We start from the raw sequence: 18,382 nt of genomic DNA, 5'->3' as shown, positions 1-18,382 counted from the left end.
TTGTCATAAAGCCTATAGCTTAACCCGTTGGAGACGCAAGGCATTCAACACAACTGATACTGAACTAAAAGCCATAGCTGCCCCTGCAAGCCAAGGAGCCAAAAAGCCGATTGCTGCAATAGGAATTCCAATAACATTGTAAGCAAAAGCCCAAAATAGATTTTGCTTTATATTTCGAATGGTTTTCTTGCTCATAATGATGGCATCTGCGATAGTATTTAAATCACCACTTATTAATGTAATATCAGCAGCCTCCATTGCAACATCCGTACCAGTTCCTAAAGCCATACCACTATCAGCGACAGCCAAAGCTGGGGCGTCATTAATTCCATCACCCACCATTGCCACTTTTCTTCCTTCTTTTTGAAGTTTCTTTACTTCCTCTGCTTTTCCCTCTGGAAGGACCTCAGCAATTACATGGTCAATCCCAACCTCTTTACCAATAGTCTCAGCAGTCCTCTTATTGTCACCAGTAATCATAACAACTTTAATATTCAAATCTAATAAACGGCGAATGGCTTCTTTTGATGTTTCTTTGATAGTGTCTGCTACTGCTACAATACCAATGTAATTTCCATCTATGGAAACTAACATTGCCGTTTTTCCGTTATCTTCAACGGTTTCCATAGTTGATATTGCGTTTGTAATATCGATATTTTCCTTTGTCATAAGCCTTCTAGTTCCTATTAGAATCCTTTTATTCTCTACAACAGCACTTACCCCATAACCAGGAATAGCTTCAAATTCTTGAACCTCTTTAAAAGTAATATTTTTCTCTTTTATTCCTTGAACAATAGCTTGTGCTAATGGATGTTCCGATTGATTTTCAGCAGAACCTATAAGAGATAAAACCTCTGCTTCCTCTATATTTTCGTGTAAAATAACATCGGTTAATTGTGGAGTTCCTTTTGTGACTGTTCCCGTTTTATCTAAGATCACTGTATCGATGTGATGTGTTGTTTCAAGGTGTTCCCCGCCTTTAAAAAGAATACCGAATTCAGCTGCTCTTCCTGAGCCAGCCATAATAGACGTTGGTGTAGCAAGGCCTAGTGCACAAGGGCAGGCAATAACTAATACAGCAATTAATTTTTCTAGAGCTGCTGCAAAGTCTCCTGGACTTATCCAGATAAACCAAATCAAAAACGTCACAATTGCGATACCCACAACAATCGGAACAAATACGCCTGAAATTTTATCAGCTAGTCGCTGAATAGGAGCCTTAGAACCCTGCGCTTCTTCAACCACTTTGATGATCTGTGCTAATGCTGTTTCTTTTCCAACTTTTGTCGCTTTAATTTTTAAGAAACCATTTTTGTTGATGGTTGCTCCAATAACTAAATCACCCACTGTTTTATCAACGGGGACACTTTCACCTGTTAACATGGATTCATCTATTGCTGAACGTCCTTCAATAATTTCACCATCCACTGGTACTTTTTCACCTGGTTTGACGTAAACAATGTCACCTACCACTACTTCTTCGAGAGGCACTTCTTTTTCAATACCTTCTCGAACCACAATAGCAGTCTTTGCTTGAAGTCCCATTAACTTTTTAATGGCTTCTGATGAGCGACCTTTTGCTTTAGCTTCAAAAAGTTTACCTAAAATGATTAAGGTAATCAGGATTGCACTCGTTTCATAATACAGTCCAACCATATGTCCATGCGAACCAATGGATTTAATGGTCATATATAAACTATAAAAGTAAGCAGCAGATGTACCTAATGCCACTAGTACATCCATGTTCGCACTTATATTTCGCAATGCTTTGTAAGCCCCGACATAAAACTGCTTACCAATAATAAATTGGATAGGAGTAGCAAGTGCAAGTTGTACCCATGGATTCATTAGCATATCTGGTAAATAAATAAACGACATAAAGGAAAAGTGACTAACCATGGCCCATAATAACGGCACGGAAAGGATTAAAGAAAATATAAACTTACCTTGCTGATTCTTTATTGCTTTAAGTCGATGATCAACATTTTCTTCTTTCTCTTCCTTTGGAATAGCCCCATATCCTAATTTCTCTACTCCTTTAATAATATCTTGTGGACCAATTAAGGAAGGGTTAAATTCTACTGTTGCACTTTCTAATGCTAAGTTAACTGTGGCTTTATCGACACCTTCCAGTATATTTAATCCCTTTTCAATTCTTGTCGCACAAGCCGCACAGGTCATTCCTGTAATATAGAATTCTTTTTTTTCCTTTACAACATCATAGCCTAAATCCTGAATTTTCTTTTGAAAATCCTGATCTGATACCACTTCAGGATCATATTTGATGGTGGACTTTTCAAGCGCTAAATTAACATTCGCTTCTTTTACGCCCTCCATTTTTTTGAGCCCTTTTTCAATTCTTGTTGCACATGCAGCACAGGTCATTCCTGTAATTTGAAAATTTGTTTCTTTTACTTCATTACTCATATAAAATCACCTCTTATACTGGTGGGGGGTATATTTTTTTGTTAAAGATAACGTGCTTTTAAAAGCACGTTATCTTTTTCATTTTATTCAACATCGTAACCTTGGTCATCAATTGTTTCTTTGATTGTACCTAATGAAACTTCTGATGGATTAAATTCTACATCTACATTTCCTTCTTTTAAATGAACTTTTACGGATTTCACACCTTCTAATTTACCTACACTGCCTTCAACAGCATTCACACAATGACCACAAGACATTCCATTTACCTTTAATGTTACTTTTTCCATTTATAAACACTCCTTTTATTTTTTCAATAATCTTTCTATTGTTAAAAGCACTTCATCTAATACTTCTGTATCTCCCTCATTAATTCGTTCCAATACACATGTTTTCAAATGCCCTTCCAGAAGGATCTTAGCCACACTGTTCAATGCAGACTGTGTAGCTGCAATTTGGTTAATGACATCATCACAGTAAGTGTCTTTTTCGATTAATCCTTTAATTCCACGAATTTGACCTTCAATTCGATTTAAACGAGTAATCAAATTTTTCTTGACCTTATCAGAATGATGGCTTTTTCTTCCTTCTGGTAGGTGACATTCATGATTTATGTTTTGATCCATTATATCGCCTCCACATTTATATTATACTATACCCCCCTACTGTATGTGAAGGAATTTAGAAAAATTTTTTTAATTGGGCTGAGCCAATGTAATATCATATTTATTTTCACTAAATCCTTCATTGTTCATTATTTCGTCACAACCTAAAAAATGTTGAGTATAATCAGAGCTCTTTCCATAAGCCTCATACATAATAAAAACATTTTGAGAGGAACCTTTTAAAGGCTCCTCTCAAAATGTTTTTATTATGATATCACTAGACTCTGTGACTCATAGGTAATGAGAATAAATAAATATTGATGATCGCTAATGCAACCATGAGCAGATAATAAGGCAAAACTGCCTTAAAGCTTGACTTTTTGCCCATTCTGTACACCACATAAGTGGTACCAATCCAGCCAATTAAGATAATACTATACTGAATCAATTGAACCGTTGGTGTAGAAGCAAGGCTCAAGCTTTCCGGATTGGATTCTACTCCGAATAAACCAATCGAATTAAACCAAATCGCCTTTCCTTCGGTGATGATATGGAAAAGGTTATGGCCTAAGTGGCCGGCTAGATCTAATGGAATAATCGCATAGCCAAATCGGGTAAAGTTCTTTTTCACAGTACCTTCCATTCCGAAGTATGAGGCAATCTTTGCAGTTCCTAACAATAATAGAATGGGTATTGCCATTGCAATAATAAAAGCAACAGTAAAGTTAACGGTATAATTTGCCGTTCCAGTAACAGTTCCGATCGCATTTAGAATATCCTTCCATGGTTCAAGCATCGTAATGTTCTGTACAAACACAATCCCCATGATAACGGCGGCTAGAGAAGCATGCTCAAGCTTTGGATTTTTTAACCCCCATAGCTCTTTTGACGGAATTCTGGTCGAAATTTTAATAGAGTTGTTTGGACAGTTTTTCACACAGTTTGCACAAAGATTACATTCCGCACTGGAATCCATGGTCCGTGGAAATTGAAACATTGGACAGCCTTCTACCTTCTCGGTCCCTCTGTAACAGGATTGCACTTTACAGGTTTTGCAAATATCAGGGGTGGCACTTAATTTAACCGCGCCAGACCTAGAATAGTTTCCGGCCAAGCCGCCAAGGAAACAGAGCGTTTTACAGAAGGTTCTTCTCTCATAAAAAACCGAAGTTGCTTCAGTAAAGACTGAATTATTAAACAATCTATGTATGAATCGGCCTAAAAGATTAGATTAAAAGCCGATAGAGCAATAATACTAGCATAAATTTTATTAAAGATTGCACTTATTTGTGCATATCAAATGATCAAAGTTCCTATTTGAATAATAAAGACCGAATTTTAAATAAATGTATGTATGAATCGGTCGAAAAGAGTGAACAAAAAGGCACTTTGGCAATAATAATGGTTTGAATTTTATAATGAATTCCACCTTTAATGGGCGGATTACGTGTTCAAAGTTACTTTTTTAAAAAAATATTTTGTTGTCAATTTATTAGTCATAATTTAGTATTTGAATTGAGAAAATTGGAAAAAATCTAATAATTTTTTAATGATGAAAAATACACATCCAATGAAAATTACGTCATTTTTTCATTGGATATCTTTTTCACTAAACAAGTTCAGTGTGAAAGATGAAATCACATGAAGATTTCTAGTATTAGTAGATTGATATTAGCAGCTCTGTATTTACAGGTTGATTAATATAAAAAAAAATAGGAGGTTTACAAATGACAACAAAGGTGAAAAAACGAATTACAGCATTAACTCTCATCTTTACCGTAATACTGTCTCTATTCAGCAGTTTGGCTTCTGCCTCATCTGAAAAGGCAGAAAAGGTAACAAAGGAACCGCCCTCAAAGGAGATCGTAAAACTTACTCCAAGTGAATCGAAAGTCTCGTTCTCTCTGTCTAAAGGCAAACACGTATTAAAGGCTGAAGCAGAGTATAAGGATGGTTCCAAAGCGGATGTTACAGCAGAAGGAAAATGGACTTCATTAGATGAGAAAGTTGTAACAGTTGCTAGTGGAATGCTAACAGCTGTGCATGCAGGCTCTACACATGTACAATTCAGTCTCCGTAATACGGTGTTAAATGTTGAAGTAAATGTTACTACACAAGATGCGCGTGTTTTAAGTCAATTGTCAAATCCTTCAGAAAGTAAAAAAATTGTATCGCTTGTTTTAGAGGCTGAACAAATTACCTACATAGATGAAGGGCAAGAGCGTCCTATCGCTTTGAAAGCGCTTTATAACGATGGTTCGATGGAAGACGTAACTAAATTAGCTAAATGGGAATCAGGAGATCCGTCGATTGCAAAGGTTGAAAAGGGCGTAATAAAAGGAATATCACCAGGTAATGTTCCAATGAAGGTAACTTACGCAAATTTTCCACAAATAAACTTCTTTGCTTCGATAGGAGATATTCCTGAAAATATAACGGGGCTGTACCTTTCGGCTGACAGTTTTAGGTTAGAAACCTCAGATAAGCCGGTTCAAGTAGGAGCCTTTATAAAGAACCCCATGTTGGGGAATAAAGCGGTTACTTCTTCAGGAAGTTGGACAACGTCAGATCGTAATGTTGCTACCGTTAGTAATAATGGTCAGATTACCCCAGTTGGAATAGGCCAAGCATATATATATTTTAAATACGATAAATTGGTTGGTGCTGTACTTGTTAATGTTGTTAAGCCTACAAAGCTTGTAACTGATGAACCTACAGTTGAATTATTGCCAGGTCAAAATTGGCCTGTTAATTTAACCGAAGTATTCACAAACGGAATATCAGAAGGTAATTTGAATTTACGTGAAAATGTATATCCTTATGATGTCAAATGGACAGTCGATGATAACAGCATTGCAACGGTTACTGATTCAGGAAATATCATTGGAGGTAAGACCGGTAAAACCATTGTGACAGCTTCCTATCGTTCAGATGTTCTTCCTCCAGTTAAAATTGAGGTTACTGTCACCAATAAGCTTACTACTCCAAGAGTGATTGGTTTGACAGCTTCTCCATCAAATCTCTCTTTAGGTGTAGGAGATGAATCGCCAGTTGCAATAACAGCGATTTACAGTGATGGGAGCACGGAGGATGTCTCAGGTTCCGTTGAATTTTACTCTGAAAATTCCAAAGTAGCTTCAACTCAGCGAAAATATGGTGGAGCACCAAAGGTTATTGGTCAATTGAGTGGCACAACTGTTTTGCATGCTATCTATGATAATTTTCGTTACTTTGTAGATATCCCGGTGGCAGTCACGGATAAAGACGGTCAGAAGCAGGCTCCAAACCCTGAATCAATTTCTGTTACACCAGATATGAAAAATATGGTAGTAAATCAACAGCAGCAATTAGAGGTAAAAACGACCTATTCAGACAGATCAAATTCGACTTCATATGCGGTATATAAATCATCTAATCCTGATGTTGTTAAAGTAAATAAGGATGGTCTGCTTACTGCTGTAGGTACTGGTACAACAATCATTACCGTAGATAGCTCTGGATACTCAAAGCAGGTTTCAATTGTCGTTTCAAATGAACCTTCTATAGATTTTGCAAATAAAATTGTTGATCTGATTCCTAGTGAAAATGACATCACCTTTAGTTTATCTGAGCACACGCATTCGTTCTCTGTAAAAGCAAAATATAAGGATGGTTCAACAGCTGACGTTACATCAGACACAAGATTCACATCATTAGACCCAGACAAAGTTACAGTTAAGAATGGTGTTCTTACAGCAGTAGCAGCAGGAACAACACAGGTACTTATCGATTACGGTACAAGCACAAAAATCTTGAATGTTTCAATCCTTTCTGGGAATGATGCATCAATTAAAGATTTAAAAATTGAGTCATTACTTGTTTCCTCATTGGATGTTGTTGTTCAAAAAGATAAGCTTTATCCAGTACATGTTTTTGCTCAATACAATGATGGAACTCAAAGAGAAATAACGAATTCAATTCAATGGACAACAGATGAACCTACAGTTGTAAGTGTTAAAGACGGGAAATTTATTGGAATGAATACTGGAAAAACGACGGTTAGTGCAACAATTGCAGGTTTCTCTTCTATTAAAATTCCAGTAAAAGTACAAGATCAAGCTGGACCAGTAAATTTAGTAGGAATTGTTAGCGCGGGGATGATAATACAGCCTGAAGCAGGAAATATAGTAGAAGCGATAACTAATAATAGCAATGGGATGATATTACACCCTGAAGAAGGAACTATTGATGCGAACGCGTTTGCTGAATATACAGATCATAATATCGTTCAGGTTGATACAGAAGGGAAATGGGAATCTTCCGACGAAAGTGTAGCAACTGTTGACCAGAACGGAGTCATTACATGGGTCGGCCCTGGTGAAGCATACATCTGGTTCAATTATTATGGTTTGAGAGATGCTATTTGGGTAAGAAACACTAAACCTGTAGATTTATATTGGGCTGAAAACAATAAATGGACAACTAGAAATGTAATGTTAGAACCTAATAAGTCCACTGACATCTCAATTAATGGCTTCTTTGGTCATCATGGCAGAGATGGAAATTGTGATTGTTATAATCTTACTAGCAAAGCAAAATTGACGGTGGCGGACGAATCGGTTGCAACGATTTCTGCTGATGGACATATCATCGCTCACTCTGTAGGAAAAACGACAATAACTGCTACTGTTTTTGGAATGTCAAAGACAATTGATGTTGAAGTTGTAGCAAAGTATCCTACATTTATTAGGGGGATAAGTTCTTCGCCGGGTTATATCGTAAATTCAGCAGGCTCAACAAATGAGGTAGTCATAAATGCTATGTCCAGCGATGGAACGATAAAAGACGTTACAGCTGATGTCAAATGGAATAGTTCTAATTCGGAAGTAGCTGAAGTGACCGCTGATCATAAGATCCTAACGAAGTCTGAAGGAGCCGCTGTTATCATTGCGGAATATGGGGGATTTAAAATCATTATTCCTGTTATCGTTAAACCTAATTAAATAATGTCCATTTAGAATGATTGATGATGGGATGAATTCGCCGCAATATTCAATATGAAAAGCCAGTAATTTGTGGCCATTCCCCCCAAAAAGTTGAGAAGTAAAAAAAACGTGAGCCGTTTCTATCGAAATGGCTCACGTTTTTTTAGTTTCATACTTTATATTGTTAACTAATACCCTTTCACACTATTAAAAAAGACAGACCCGACATGGGTCTATCTCTTCGACTTTATAAAACTAGAAAGTATGAGCAAGGTCTTTAGCACGGGCAATAGCATTTTCTTTTATTTCCTGTGCTTTATCTGGCATTGCATTATGTCCTTCTACAAATAGCCCTTCGAAAGCCAGAATTTTATTTTGAATCAAAAATAAAATAAATAATAATTCTCGGATTTTATTATTTTTAATTCGAGACAATTGTATAAAATGATTTACAGAATGTCAAAAAAATTGTTCGCATCATATATTCCTCCTTTGGGAAATGGTAACATATCCATTTTTTTAGTGAACATCAGCCTGGTTTTCGGGAATCACTTTATACAGGAAATTTGGTGGCAAACTACTTCTTATTGCATTAATAAAAAATTCAATTGCCTCTTCAGATTCAAATAGGATACCACCAATCACTTTATTTTCAATTTCAAGTTCTTGTCCTTTTTGATCAAATATTCTTACCCTAAATATCATAAATGACCATCCATATTATTTTATTATTTTTGCTTATATCGTTTTATTTCATGGCGTTTTTCAATACGTTTTTCAATTCTTTCTATTTCCTCGTTATTGTTAAGAAGGTTCTTTTTGTTTTCCTGTACTAATTCTAGAAATGATATTTTTTTCGTTTTACGCATGATAGTTCCTCCAGATGTATGTGTTTCGTTTTATTAAATGATCCGAAAACAATAGTCTCAATTTGTATTTTTGTTGGAATTCATTTTAAATTGATACAGTGATTGCAAGGGAGTGAATTCCACCGGTATTTAACAGCACTTTAAACCTAATTTTGTGGGGAAACCGGCGCCCGAAATACTGTTGCGATACCCTGTCCACCAGCCATGCAAAGGGTAGCAAGCCCCCACTTCGCCTTTCTTTTCAACATGGAGTGTATAAGTGTCACACTAATTCTAGCACCACTGTTTCCAATCGGATGCCCTAGTGCAATGGCTCCGCCATTTACATTCGTTTTATTCATTGGTAAACCCAGTTCTTTTATGACAGCTAACGATTGAGCAGCAAATGCTTCATTAAGTTCAATTAAATCTAAATCCTCAATTTGTATATTTGCCATGCTTAACGCTTTATTTGTTGCCTCAACAGGCCCAATTCCCATCCGATCTGGCTTTACCCCTGAAACTCCAAGTCCTACAACTTCTACTAAAGGCTCTAATTGATATCGATCCACCATTTCACCGGAAACCAGTAACAACATAGAGGCACCGTCGTTTAATCCAGATGAGTTCCCCGCTGTGACTGTTCCGTCCTTCTTAAACACAGGTTTTAAAGCCGCTAATTTTTCTAAATTTGTTTTCCTTGGGTGTTCATCTTTAGAAAAAATAATAGAATCTCCCTTTTTTTGTGGAACTTTTACAGGAACAATCTCGTTCTGGAAACCGCCATCTTCATTGGCATTAAGTGCCTTTTGCTGACTTTCATATGCAAATAAATCTTGCTCCTCACGGGAGATCGAATAATCTTCAGCCAGATTTTCTGCTGTCATTCCCATTACAAGCTTTCCGTACTTCTCTACAGGCTGGGAACCCGGTTGACTTTCCTTATTCGGATCGAGAATTTCACTGTTTCCTGAAAGAAAGCCATAACGTCCATTTCGAATATAATAAGGGGCATTGCTCATGCTTTCTACCCCCCCTACAATATAGGCATGACCTAGACCAGCTCGAATTGCCAAGAAAGCATTATGAATAGACTGCATACCCGATCCACATTGGCGATTTACGGTGTACCCTGGAATTGACTCCGGCAAGTCTGCCTTTAAAAGAGCCACTCTAGCAATATTAGCTTGGTCTTGGCTCTGTTTTGCCTGACCAATAATCACTTCATCAATCACTTCTTCAGGCAGCAAATTCTTTTCTTTTAAATTCTGAAATAATGGAAGTAATAGATCATCCGGCTGTAAGTCCTTTAGAGCTCCGCCTATTTTTCCCACCGCTGTCCGTTGTGCACTTACTATATAAACTTTATTATTCATGATGTCCTCCATCGTTTACTGACATAACTTTAAAGTCTGCATCCGTCTTTTCTTGAACTTCTTTCAAAGTGACACCAGGCATTAATTCTTTTAATACTAACTGATCATTCTGGAATTCAAAAACAGCTAATTCTGTAATAATCCAATCAACTTTACGAATGGATGTAATCGGGTATGTGCAATTTTTAACTATTTTAGAATCTCCATTTTTGGCGGTATGATTGGTCGTAACAATAATCTTTTTGGCCCCGCTTAAAAGATCCATAGCCCCTCCTACTCCCATGATATTTTTCCCAGGTATCGCCCAGTTTGCAATATACCCCTGTTCATCAACCTGCAGTGCTCCCAGTATGGCAACATCCACATGTCCCCCGCGGATCATGGCAAAAGAGTCTGCACTATTAAAATAGGAAGCACCCATTCCCTCACTAATTGGCAGCTTTCCCGCATTGACTAGGTTTGGATCAAAATCTTCTTCCCTATTCAACTCTTGAACCCCAAGCATTCCATTTTCTGTATGGAAATAAACGAACTCTGACTCCACATATTTGGCAATGAGTGTGGGTATTCCGATTCCTAAATTAATGACTGAATTTGGTTGCAGTTCAGCCGCTGCCCTTTTCGCTATTAACTCTTGAACGTCTTTATTTGATTGCATTTTTTGCTACAACTCCTTCCTTAGTTAGAATCAGATGGCTTTCTACAATGGCGTCGACAAATAAATGAGGGGTGACAATTTCCTCGGGTGAAAGCTCGCCTGCCTCAACAATCTCGTCAACCTCAGCAATGACGAAGTCAGCTGCTGTGGCCATTAACGGATTAAAATTGCGAGCCGTTTTGTAATACACTAAATTCCCGAGAGTATCTGCCTTTGCAGCTTTAATCAGTGAAACATTTGCTCGCAGCGGCTCTTCAAATACATACCATTCTCCATTAATTTCGCGTACTTCCTTCCCTTCTGCCAATTGAGTCCCAACACTTGTTTTTGTATAATAGCCGCCAATACCGGCTCCTCCAGCTCTTATTGATTCAGACATCGTTCCCTGAGGCATAAGCTGAATTTCAAGTTTACCTTGAATATACTGATCTCCCACTTCCCTATTACTAGTAAAATACGAACCAATAGCTTTTCTAATTTTTCCTTGTCGTAATAAAATGCCTAGGCCTTTTCCTTGTTCACCAAGATTATTACTGATTACGGTAAGTTCATTCACATCATGGTGTGTCAATTCGTCAATTAAACTTAATGGAGCACCAACTAAACCAAATCCTCCAACCATAATGGTGTCACTTGAATTTACTTTTGTAATGATTTCTTTTGCACTTTTTACTTTTTGCATAGATTTCACTCCCTACTTATTTTGACAAAGCAAAAAGCCCAGCCAATCCAAAGGAAATAAGCATAGTGCTTTTTCCTTTGGAAAGACTGGGCTACCTTAAATTTAATGAAAACGGTGAGTTTTCAACATTAAGACTTCATCTTTCCACCATCGTAATCAGTAATTGATTAAGAATTTACATTTATAAAATTTACCGTTGAATTTATTTTACTACTTTATTAATAACTTACAAGTAGAAAGAATTCCCATCTCTTAACTTCATAACAACGGTATTCTATTTAATGTTCTTCATTTTTAACTTTTAAAACGCAAGAGCCGGTATCGTCAGAATTTAGAATGAGGCAATTAATTTTTATTTTACTTGATTAAGTCTTTCCATGTACCTTTTATAGGCTGCTTTTAATGCCACAATTACGGAATTCGTAGAAGGAGCAAAGTAATGCTTCTCAACTCTCTGAATTAGTTCATCAATCCCATTGGATAAGTCATAACCGACCATCATACGTCTAAAAAAATCCTTTGTTAAATCTGCCAAAAAAGTGAATTCCACATTAATAATTCCATTAGTAGCAGGATCAATTTCCAATATAATTCCTGTATGTTTATATGCTTCGTACATAGCACTTCCTTGAGGTGCCTTAGAATATGCAGTGACAAGTACAGTATTCAATTCTGTGTGGTTTCCCATAACATAGCCCCCTTACCCTTGAACTATTTATAGCATTTTAAAAAAACCCTTTCATACATTTTCTGCTAATTAATAAAAATTTTTCTAAAATTAACTTACAACATCAAAATGTTTTACCAATCTTTTTTTAACCAGCCATATTATTACTAGCTAAGGATGCGTTATAGATAGAGTAATGATCAAGATACATCTTTTGAGTCCCTAAAGGAAATACAAACTTTAAGGTATTGGTTCCAACTGTATAGCTGATAATTTCTTCCTTGTTAGTGGTTTTAACATCTGTTTTCGGAGAACCAAAATAATACTTAATATCCTGAATGGTTAAGGCTTTTAAACTCGGATCATAAGATCGAATCTCAAACAGCTGCTGCCCTTTATTATAAGCCACAACTACATTTTTTTTACTATATGTGCAATAGGTGCCTTTTGCTGCAGCAACATACTCTCTTTTATCTTCTTTTCCCCAACTCTTTCTTACTTCATCAATTGTAGTGCTTTTTATATGAAAATCAGCGTTTATTATTGAACCTACTTTTGCTTTAGTTCTTATATTTATTAGCAATTTATTCTTTGTACTATTTGTCGCAGGCACTGAAGCATTTGATATTGCTTTGGTTATTTGATTATTTAGATTACTTACATTTACAAGTGAAACTTTATTATTATTAAGATTATATTTATGTTTTAAAGTTAATATCCTGTATAGACTGTTATTTATCGTATCTTCAGAAATAGTATGATTTTTAACTGCTGAATAAATACTGTTGTAGACAGTAGCCACATTATCCATTCCATGACCAACTAAAATAATGTCGCTCCCCGCGTTTACCGCCCTTACGGCTGCGTCTTTCAACTTGTAGTGTTTTGCAATCGCACCCATTGTCATATCATCTGAAATGACAACCCCTCCAAATCCATATTGTTTACGCAATAGATTTGTAATAATGGCTTTTGACATAGAGGCAGGATAATTAGGATCAATTTTTTGAACTAATATGTGTGCGACCATCACCATATCAGCGTGATTTTTGAAAGCATTGTTAAAAGGAACTAATTCAACCTTTTCTAGTCTTGTAAGATTATTCCGAACTAATGGAAGTTCTAAATGAGAATCAACGGAAGTGTCACCGTGACCAGGGAAATGTTTTACAACCGGAATGATATTCCCAGAACTAATACCCTTCATCATGCTAACTCCTAGTCTTGAAACAATACTGGAATTTGATCCAAATGAACGGTCCCCGATAACAGCATTATTAGGATTACTTTGGATATCTAGAACGGGAGCGAAATCTGTGTTAAATCCGAATGATTTCAATTCATAGGCGATTACATTACCGATATTATATGCGTATTTTTCATCATTTTTATTACCAATGATTCTTGCACTTGGTGTGTTTTTGATTGATGTTGGCATTCGGTGTACCCTGCCGCCTTCCTGGTCGACGGATATAAATAATGGTACTTTATTCTTGCTGTTTGCAGTCTTAATTGCATTTGTTAAGTGTACTAATTGAGCAGCATCCTTAACATTCGTTTGATATAGGATTAACCCGCCCACCTTGTATTTATTTATAAGAGTTTGTGTATTTGTGTTAACAGTGGTACCATCAAATCCTGCGATGATCATTTGCCCGATTTTCTCATTTAAAGTCATCTTTTTTAGTTGCTCTTTAATGGGATCTATCTTAGGTGGTAATGTGGTCTTTTGGGTACCTTTAGTATGGGTATTTTGGCTACCTTTAGTTTGGCTAATATTAATCTCTTTTTGTTTATCCATTTTTTTACTAATATTATTTGTAATATTCTGTGAACAACCATTAATAAGTAATAATATAATCAAAATGGAGATCATTTTCATTATCAACTTTTTCATCGTGTTTGTCCTTCCACTCATAATATAATGACTGTTTTTTATTTGATTTAAATACTATATTGCACTGTATCTCCTTATTTTATTTTGATATTTTTATTATCATAACATTCTACCGCTACAGTTAGGACTAGCCATTTCCTACTGTTCTTAATGAAAAAATCCGCCTTAATAATCGAGTAGGAGGGGGTGACTAACCCCCGACCTCTCACACCACCGTACGTACCGTTCGGTATACGGCGGTTCAACTAAGTGTGACGAAGAAATTCATATCTGTGATATAGACTTTTGAGCCCTCGGTTACTCCAATAAGAGTTATCGAGGGTTTTGTGTAGAATCGGACTATTAGATATTCTCCAGTAATTCTTTCTGGAGTTTCCCCATTCGTAAGCCTTGTTTGTTGGTACTCCCAAACCTTTGAGTTTTCTCACTCTTGTTTTTGGGGTTTTCCATTGTTTCCATTCAATCATACGGAGTCTTCTTCTTATCCACTTATCAAATTCTTTAAACTTACTAGGTGTATCCGCTAAAGCATAGTAACCACACCATTCCGTTAGGTATTGATTTAATTTTTGTATTCTTGTTTCCATTGGGATGGATTTTGAACGTGAAGTTAGTTCACGTATTTTCGATTTTAGTCTTTCGATACTTTCCTTAGATATCCGAACCTTCGGTTTCTTGTGGAAAGTAAAACTAAAGCCCAGAAACTTTCGTTTCCACGGACGGTCAACTGCGGATTTCTCTCTATTTACTTTAAGTTTCAATTTCACTTCTATAAAGTTTGTAATAGAGTTCATAACCCTTTCTCCCGCTTTCTTTGACTTCATGTAGATATTACAGTCATCGGCGTAGCGGATGAACTTATGACCCCTTCTTTCCAATTCTTTATCAAGTTTATCCAACAGTATATTGGAAAGAAGAGGACTTAGTGGACCTCCTTGTGGTGTTCCTTCTTCAGAATCATAGGTTACACCATTAATCATGATTCCTCCTTGAAGGTATTTTCTAATTAGTTTCAAGACCATACGGTCTTGAATTCTGTTAGCCAATATCCCCATCAACTTATCATGATTCACTTTGTCAAAGAATTTCTCTAAGTCCATATCTATAACCCAACTGTAACCTTCACTTATATATTCTTTTGCTTTTCGAACTGCGTCATGTCCTCTCCTATTTGGTCTGAATCCATAACTATATTCTGAAAAGGTTGGGTCAAATAGTGATGTTAACACTTGAGCAATAGCTTGTTGAATGAAACGATCTGTCAGGTAGGTATACCTAGTAATCTTACTCCACCGTTCGGTTTTGGGATTTCGACCCGACGGACTGGATTCGGCTCATAGGTTCCAATTCTTATAGAAGTACAAAGTGAATCCCAGTTTTCATAGAGATGTCTTCGTAGGAATTTTACGGACATTCCATCTATGCCGTGACTCCCTTTATTCTTCTCGACACGTTTAAGTGCTTCTATTAAGTTTTCCCGTGACAAAACCCTATCCATTAACATTTTGATATTTCCTTTCGACGTGAACGTAGAAATCTATTTATGTTATTCCTGCTCCACCCTCATGAAGTCCCCAGTGGGGTTCACCACTTCCTCCTTCAAGTAAGTCCTTTCGGATTGTCTGCTTCTATACAGGAATTGTATGCCTAGTTCTCGTTCTTCCTAATTGTTCAGTCCTTCCCTTACCATCTCGAGTAGGTAAGGTACTATGACCTCTGCTGACTTCTGACTGTTCAGCTATCTATCGCTAGATAGGTTACCAAGTGTACTTGGCATGACAATCAGACCTCCCCAGGTAAGAGTGCAATCTTTCCCTCCATCTATCTGCTTCATTTACTCTGTACCACCTTCGGTAGAAAGGGTTTTGTCTTGTTCTGCAGACTCACCCAATGATACCTAGCCTTATATGAAGTTCGTGTTCCTCAGACCGGAGGTTTGCCGCTCACTTCCTTCAGATTCCACGTCACCATGGACACCCTTGTGTTAAGCTAACCGTTACTTCTACCCTCACGGTTCGGGACTTGCACCCTATAGATTGCACCCATGCTGGGCGCACAGACAAAAAGGAGAAAACAAAAATTTTTCTCCTTTTAACCTGATCCATATGATTTATACTTCTAATAAGTTGATCTTCCCATTGGCATTCAGAATTCTTAAAGCAAGCTGAAGATTAAATTTTTGATCGGCATGTTTAAAATCAATCTCTCCGATATCTTTTAATCTCTGAATTCTATACTTCAACCCACTTAGCGAAACATTCAGTTCTTTTGCTGTTCTTTGAAGATGGCATTCATTTGCAAGAAAGATGTGAAGAGTAGAGATAAGAGTAGTTCCACCACTTTCTTCATCATATTTGAGAAGCTTTTCGAGCGTTCGTGTTGCATACGTAAGAAGTTGTTCCTGTGCAGAGCCTGCATAAAGTAAGTCAAATATGTTCATTTCTTCCACTAAAAATATTTCACTTGTCCGTCCTAAGCGCGTCATGACCTTCATCATGTTTGAACATTCTTCAAATAAGGCTTGAAGTACCTCAATGGACATCGCCTCACGACTAATACAAATGGTAGTTTTAATATTTACAAATAATTGCTGTTGCCGGTCTTGTAGGATTTTTGCTACCTTTTGAAAATCTAATCCTTGTGGATCTGAGGGCCCCAAAAGGACAATCTCCCCTCTTCGCTCTACAATTAAAGCATTTCTCGAAGAAGAGTGAAGTTTGGTTTGAACAATATTTAATAATTCATTACAAAGATTCATAGGCAGATCTTGATCTTCTATCAAGCCATTACCTGTTCCCGGTTGAATAATTTTCACCAGCATAAATCGGTGTGGCTTTCCAAAATCATATCCCATAAAATTTGCTCGTTTACCTAGTTGTTCAATAGGTGTTGTACCGGATAACAATTCATCAAGAAATTCACCTTTTAATTTATGTTCTGTATTCAATGCCGTTTTTTCTTTCAATAAATCTACTGCCATTGCAGCAGCAGCTCGCTCGGTAATTATTTGTCTTAGTTCACTATCTGTTCCTTCAACATGGATGACCGATAAATAGCCCATTATCTCATCGCCAAGAACAATTGGGGCAATTGTCCTGTTTAGAAACGTTGGCTCATCCGAAACAATAAAATCCTTCGCACATTTTTCCTCATCTAACAGTCTAAGCTTCAGATAAAATTCTGAAGAAGGATCCTTTTCCGGTTTGATAAGGTATGGGTCTATACCTGAATTTTCCTTGTTTGGCAGCCACCAAGAAAGCGGACGAAAATATTTATCTTGAACAATTACAGGTGAATGAAGCATTTGCCCGATTGTATTTATGACAGCTTGCCTGCTCTGCCCTGAAAGAACCATCCTGTTAAGCTGTTCATGTATGTCCATAATTCGTTGTAACATCGTATGCTGTTTTTGAATGTGCTGATGTGCCTCTTCTAATTCTTCGGCAATTTTGGTTTGACCATAATAAGATAGTTCCTGTTCAATTTCATTTCCCCATTCCTCTACAGTTCTTCCAATAAACCGGCACTCAGCATCCCCTCTACCAACACAAGTCACTTCTTTATACAATATTTTCCTTCCAAAAATTCCCGTTGAGACCCCGCTTGCATAACCTATTAATGTCCAGCACACCGGATCTTTGACTATACCGAAATGTTGAATATGTTGATCTACTTCAAATGAATTTAACCAAACTCCTTCCATATAAAACTTATTCTGTTCATAATCCACATTAAGACCTTGTAAATCAACTTGAACAAAGCCTTCTTGCATATGAAAAATTGGAGCTTGTTGATGGAGAAATTCAAGTGAAGCATTAGGAAATAATTTTTTAATTGAAATCGAATCTTTATATCCACATTCCCACCCATAACGAAGGAGGAACGCCCTTGCTCTTTCACGCCCTAATGTAGAAATAAGGTCACGACTGAGCATTCCTAATGCTTCGGCATTTATCAGAATAAAACGTTCCCCTTTAAACCTGATTTGGCCCGGATGAAATTCAATATCTGATTTATTCAGTGATGTTAGTACTTGCTCCATATTCTCCCGCCTTATTAAGTGAGTTTTAGTTTCTGAGCCAATCATAAAAACTTACAATGAAAAAATAGAGTGATTTCCCCTTTTTCAAAGTAATGGAAGTTTAAACTAAAACAGGCATCTACCTACTAATAGGTAAAATTGTTTGTAGGATGGTTCTTCATTTCAATAAAATATAGAATGAAAAGGAAATTAGAGTTATCACCTACTAGTGGGTAA

At 36.7% G+C, this 18,382-nt stretch carries 13 protein-coding genes and 2 pseudogenes; 1 reads left to right on the top strand and 14 read right to left on the bottom strand.

The window, feature by feature from the left end:
* Window positions 1–12: 12 nt before the first annotated feature.
* From KW850_RS08480 to KW850_RS08465, 4 genes are all read right to left on the bottom strand, one after another.
* Complete coding sequence (locus KW850_RS08480) at window positions 13–2,427, bottom strand: heavy metal translocating P-type ATPase (protein WP_218347131.1); 2,415 nt, start codon at window positions 2,425–2,427, stop codon at window positions 13–15.
* A gap of 83 nt (window positions 2,428–2,510) precedes the next feature.
* Complete coding sequence (copZ, locus tag KW850_RS08475; protein WP_218347130.1) at window positions 2,511–2,717, bottom strand: copper chaperone CopZ; 207 nt, start codon at window positions 2,715–2,717, stop codon at window positions 2,511–2,513.
* Between the two features lie 15 nt (window positions 2,718–2,732).
* Window positions 2,733–3,053 carry a metal-sensitive transcriptional regulator gene (locus KW850_RS08470; protein WP_218347129.1) on the bottom strand — a complete coding sequence of 107 codons (321 nt, stop codon included), beginning with the start codon at window positions 3,051–3,053 and terminating at the stop codon, window positions 2,733–2,735.
* A gap of 256 nt (window positions 3,054–3,309) precedes the next feature.
* Window positions 3,310–4,029, bottom strand: coding sequence for a hypothetical protein (locus tag KW850_RS08465; protein ID WP_218347128.1), 720 nt, complete (start codon window positions 4,027–4,029; stop codon window positions 3,310–3,312).
* A gap of 730 nt (window positions 4,030–4,759) precedes the next feature.
* On the opposite strand from KW850_RS08465, the gene KW850_RS08460 reads away from it, so the two are divergent.
* Window positions 4,760–8,014, top strand: a complete 3,255-nt coding sequence (locus tag KW850_RS08460; RefSeq protein WP_218347127.1) for an Ig-like domain-containing protein — start codon at window positions 4,760–4,762, stop codon at window positions 8,012–8,014.
* 237 nt (window positions 8,015–8,251) lie between these two features.
* Here the strand turns inward: KW850_RS08460 and KW850_RS08455 are convergent.
* The 10 genes and pseudogenes from KW850_RS08455 to KW850_RS08410 all read right to left on the bottom strand — a co-directional run.
* A pseudogene (locus KW850_RS08455) lies at window positions 8,252–8,359 on the bottom strand (FMN-dependent NADH-azoreductase); the annotation flags it as partial.
* A gap of 156 nt (window positions 8,360–8,515) precedes the next feature.
* Window positions 8,516–8,701 (bottom strand): hypothetical protein, encoded by a 186-nt coding sequence (locus KW850_RS08450; protein ID WP_218347126.1) that lies wholly within the window; start codon window positions 8,699–8,701, stop codon window positions 8,516–8,518.
* 23 nt (window positions 8,702–8,724) lie between these two features.
* Entirely contained in the window at window positions 8,725–8,865 is a 141-nt protein-coding gene (locus tag KW850_RS08445) for an FbpB family small basic protein (protein WP_218347125.1), read from the bottom strand.
* Window positions 8,866–9,011: 146 nt separating this feature from the next.
* Window positions 9,012–10,220, bottom strand: coding sequence for a thiolase family protein (locus tag KW850_RS08440; protein ID WP_218347124.1), 1,209 nt, complete (start codon window positions 10,218–10,220; stop codon window positions 9,012–9,014).
* On the bottom strand, window positions 10,213–10,878 hold the full coding sequence (locus KW850_RS08435) for a 3-oxoacid CoA-transferase subunit B (protein WP_218347123.1): 666 nt from the start codon (window positions 10,876–10,878) through the stop codon (window positions 10,213–10,215). Before KW850_RS08435 ends, KW850_RS08440 begins: the two co-directional genes overlap by 8 nt.
* Window positions 10,865–11,560: a CoA transferase subunit A gene (locus KW850_RS08430; protein WP_218347122.1), complete on the bottom strand. Its 696-nt coding sequence runs from the start codon at window positions 11,558–11,560 to the stop codon at window positions 10,865–10,867. The genes KW850_RS08435 and KW850_RS08430 overlap by 14 nt, the downstream gene beginning before the upstream one ends.
* 352 nt (window positions 11,561–11,912) lie before the next feature.
* Window positions 11,913–12,248, bottom strand: a complete 336-nt coding sequence (locus KW850_RS08425; RefSeq protein ID WP_218347121.1) for a DUF3870 domain-containing protein — start codon at window positions 12,246–12,248, stop codon at window positions 11,913–11,915.
* A 127-nt stretch (window positions 12,249–12,375) separates the two neighbouring features.
* Window positions 12,376–14,124, bottom strand: coding sequence for a beta-N-acetylhexosaminidase (nagZ, locus tag KW850_RS08420; RefSeq protein ID WP_218347120.1), 1,749 nt, complete (start codon window positions 14,122–14,124; stop codon window positions 12,376–12,378).
* A gap of 245 nt (window positions 14,125–14,369) precedes the next feature.
* Window positions 14,370–15,628, bottom strand: a pseudogene (gene ltrA, locus KW850_RS08415) (group II intron reverse transcriptase/maturase).
* A gap of 606 nt (window positions 15,629–16,234) precedes the next feature.
* Window positions 16,235–18,166 (bottom strand): XylR N-terminal domain-containing protein, encoded by a 1,932-nt coding sequence (locus tag KW850_RS08410; protein WP_218347119.1) that lies wholly within the window; start codon window positions 18,164–18,166, stop codon window positions 16,235–16,237.
* Window positions 18,167–18,382 lie beyond the last annotated feature (216 nt).

The organism is Bacillus sp. sid0103 (assembly GCF_019219025.1).
Note: the sequence above shows the minus strand (reverse complement) of the source record. Positions and strands in the feature narration are given on the sequence as shown.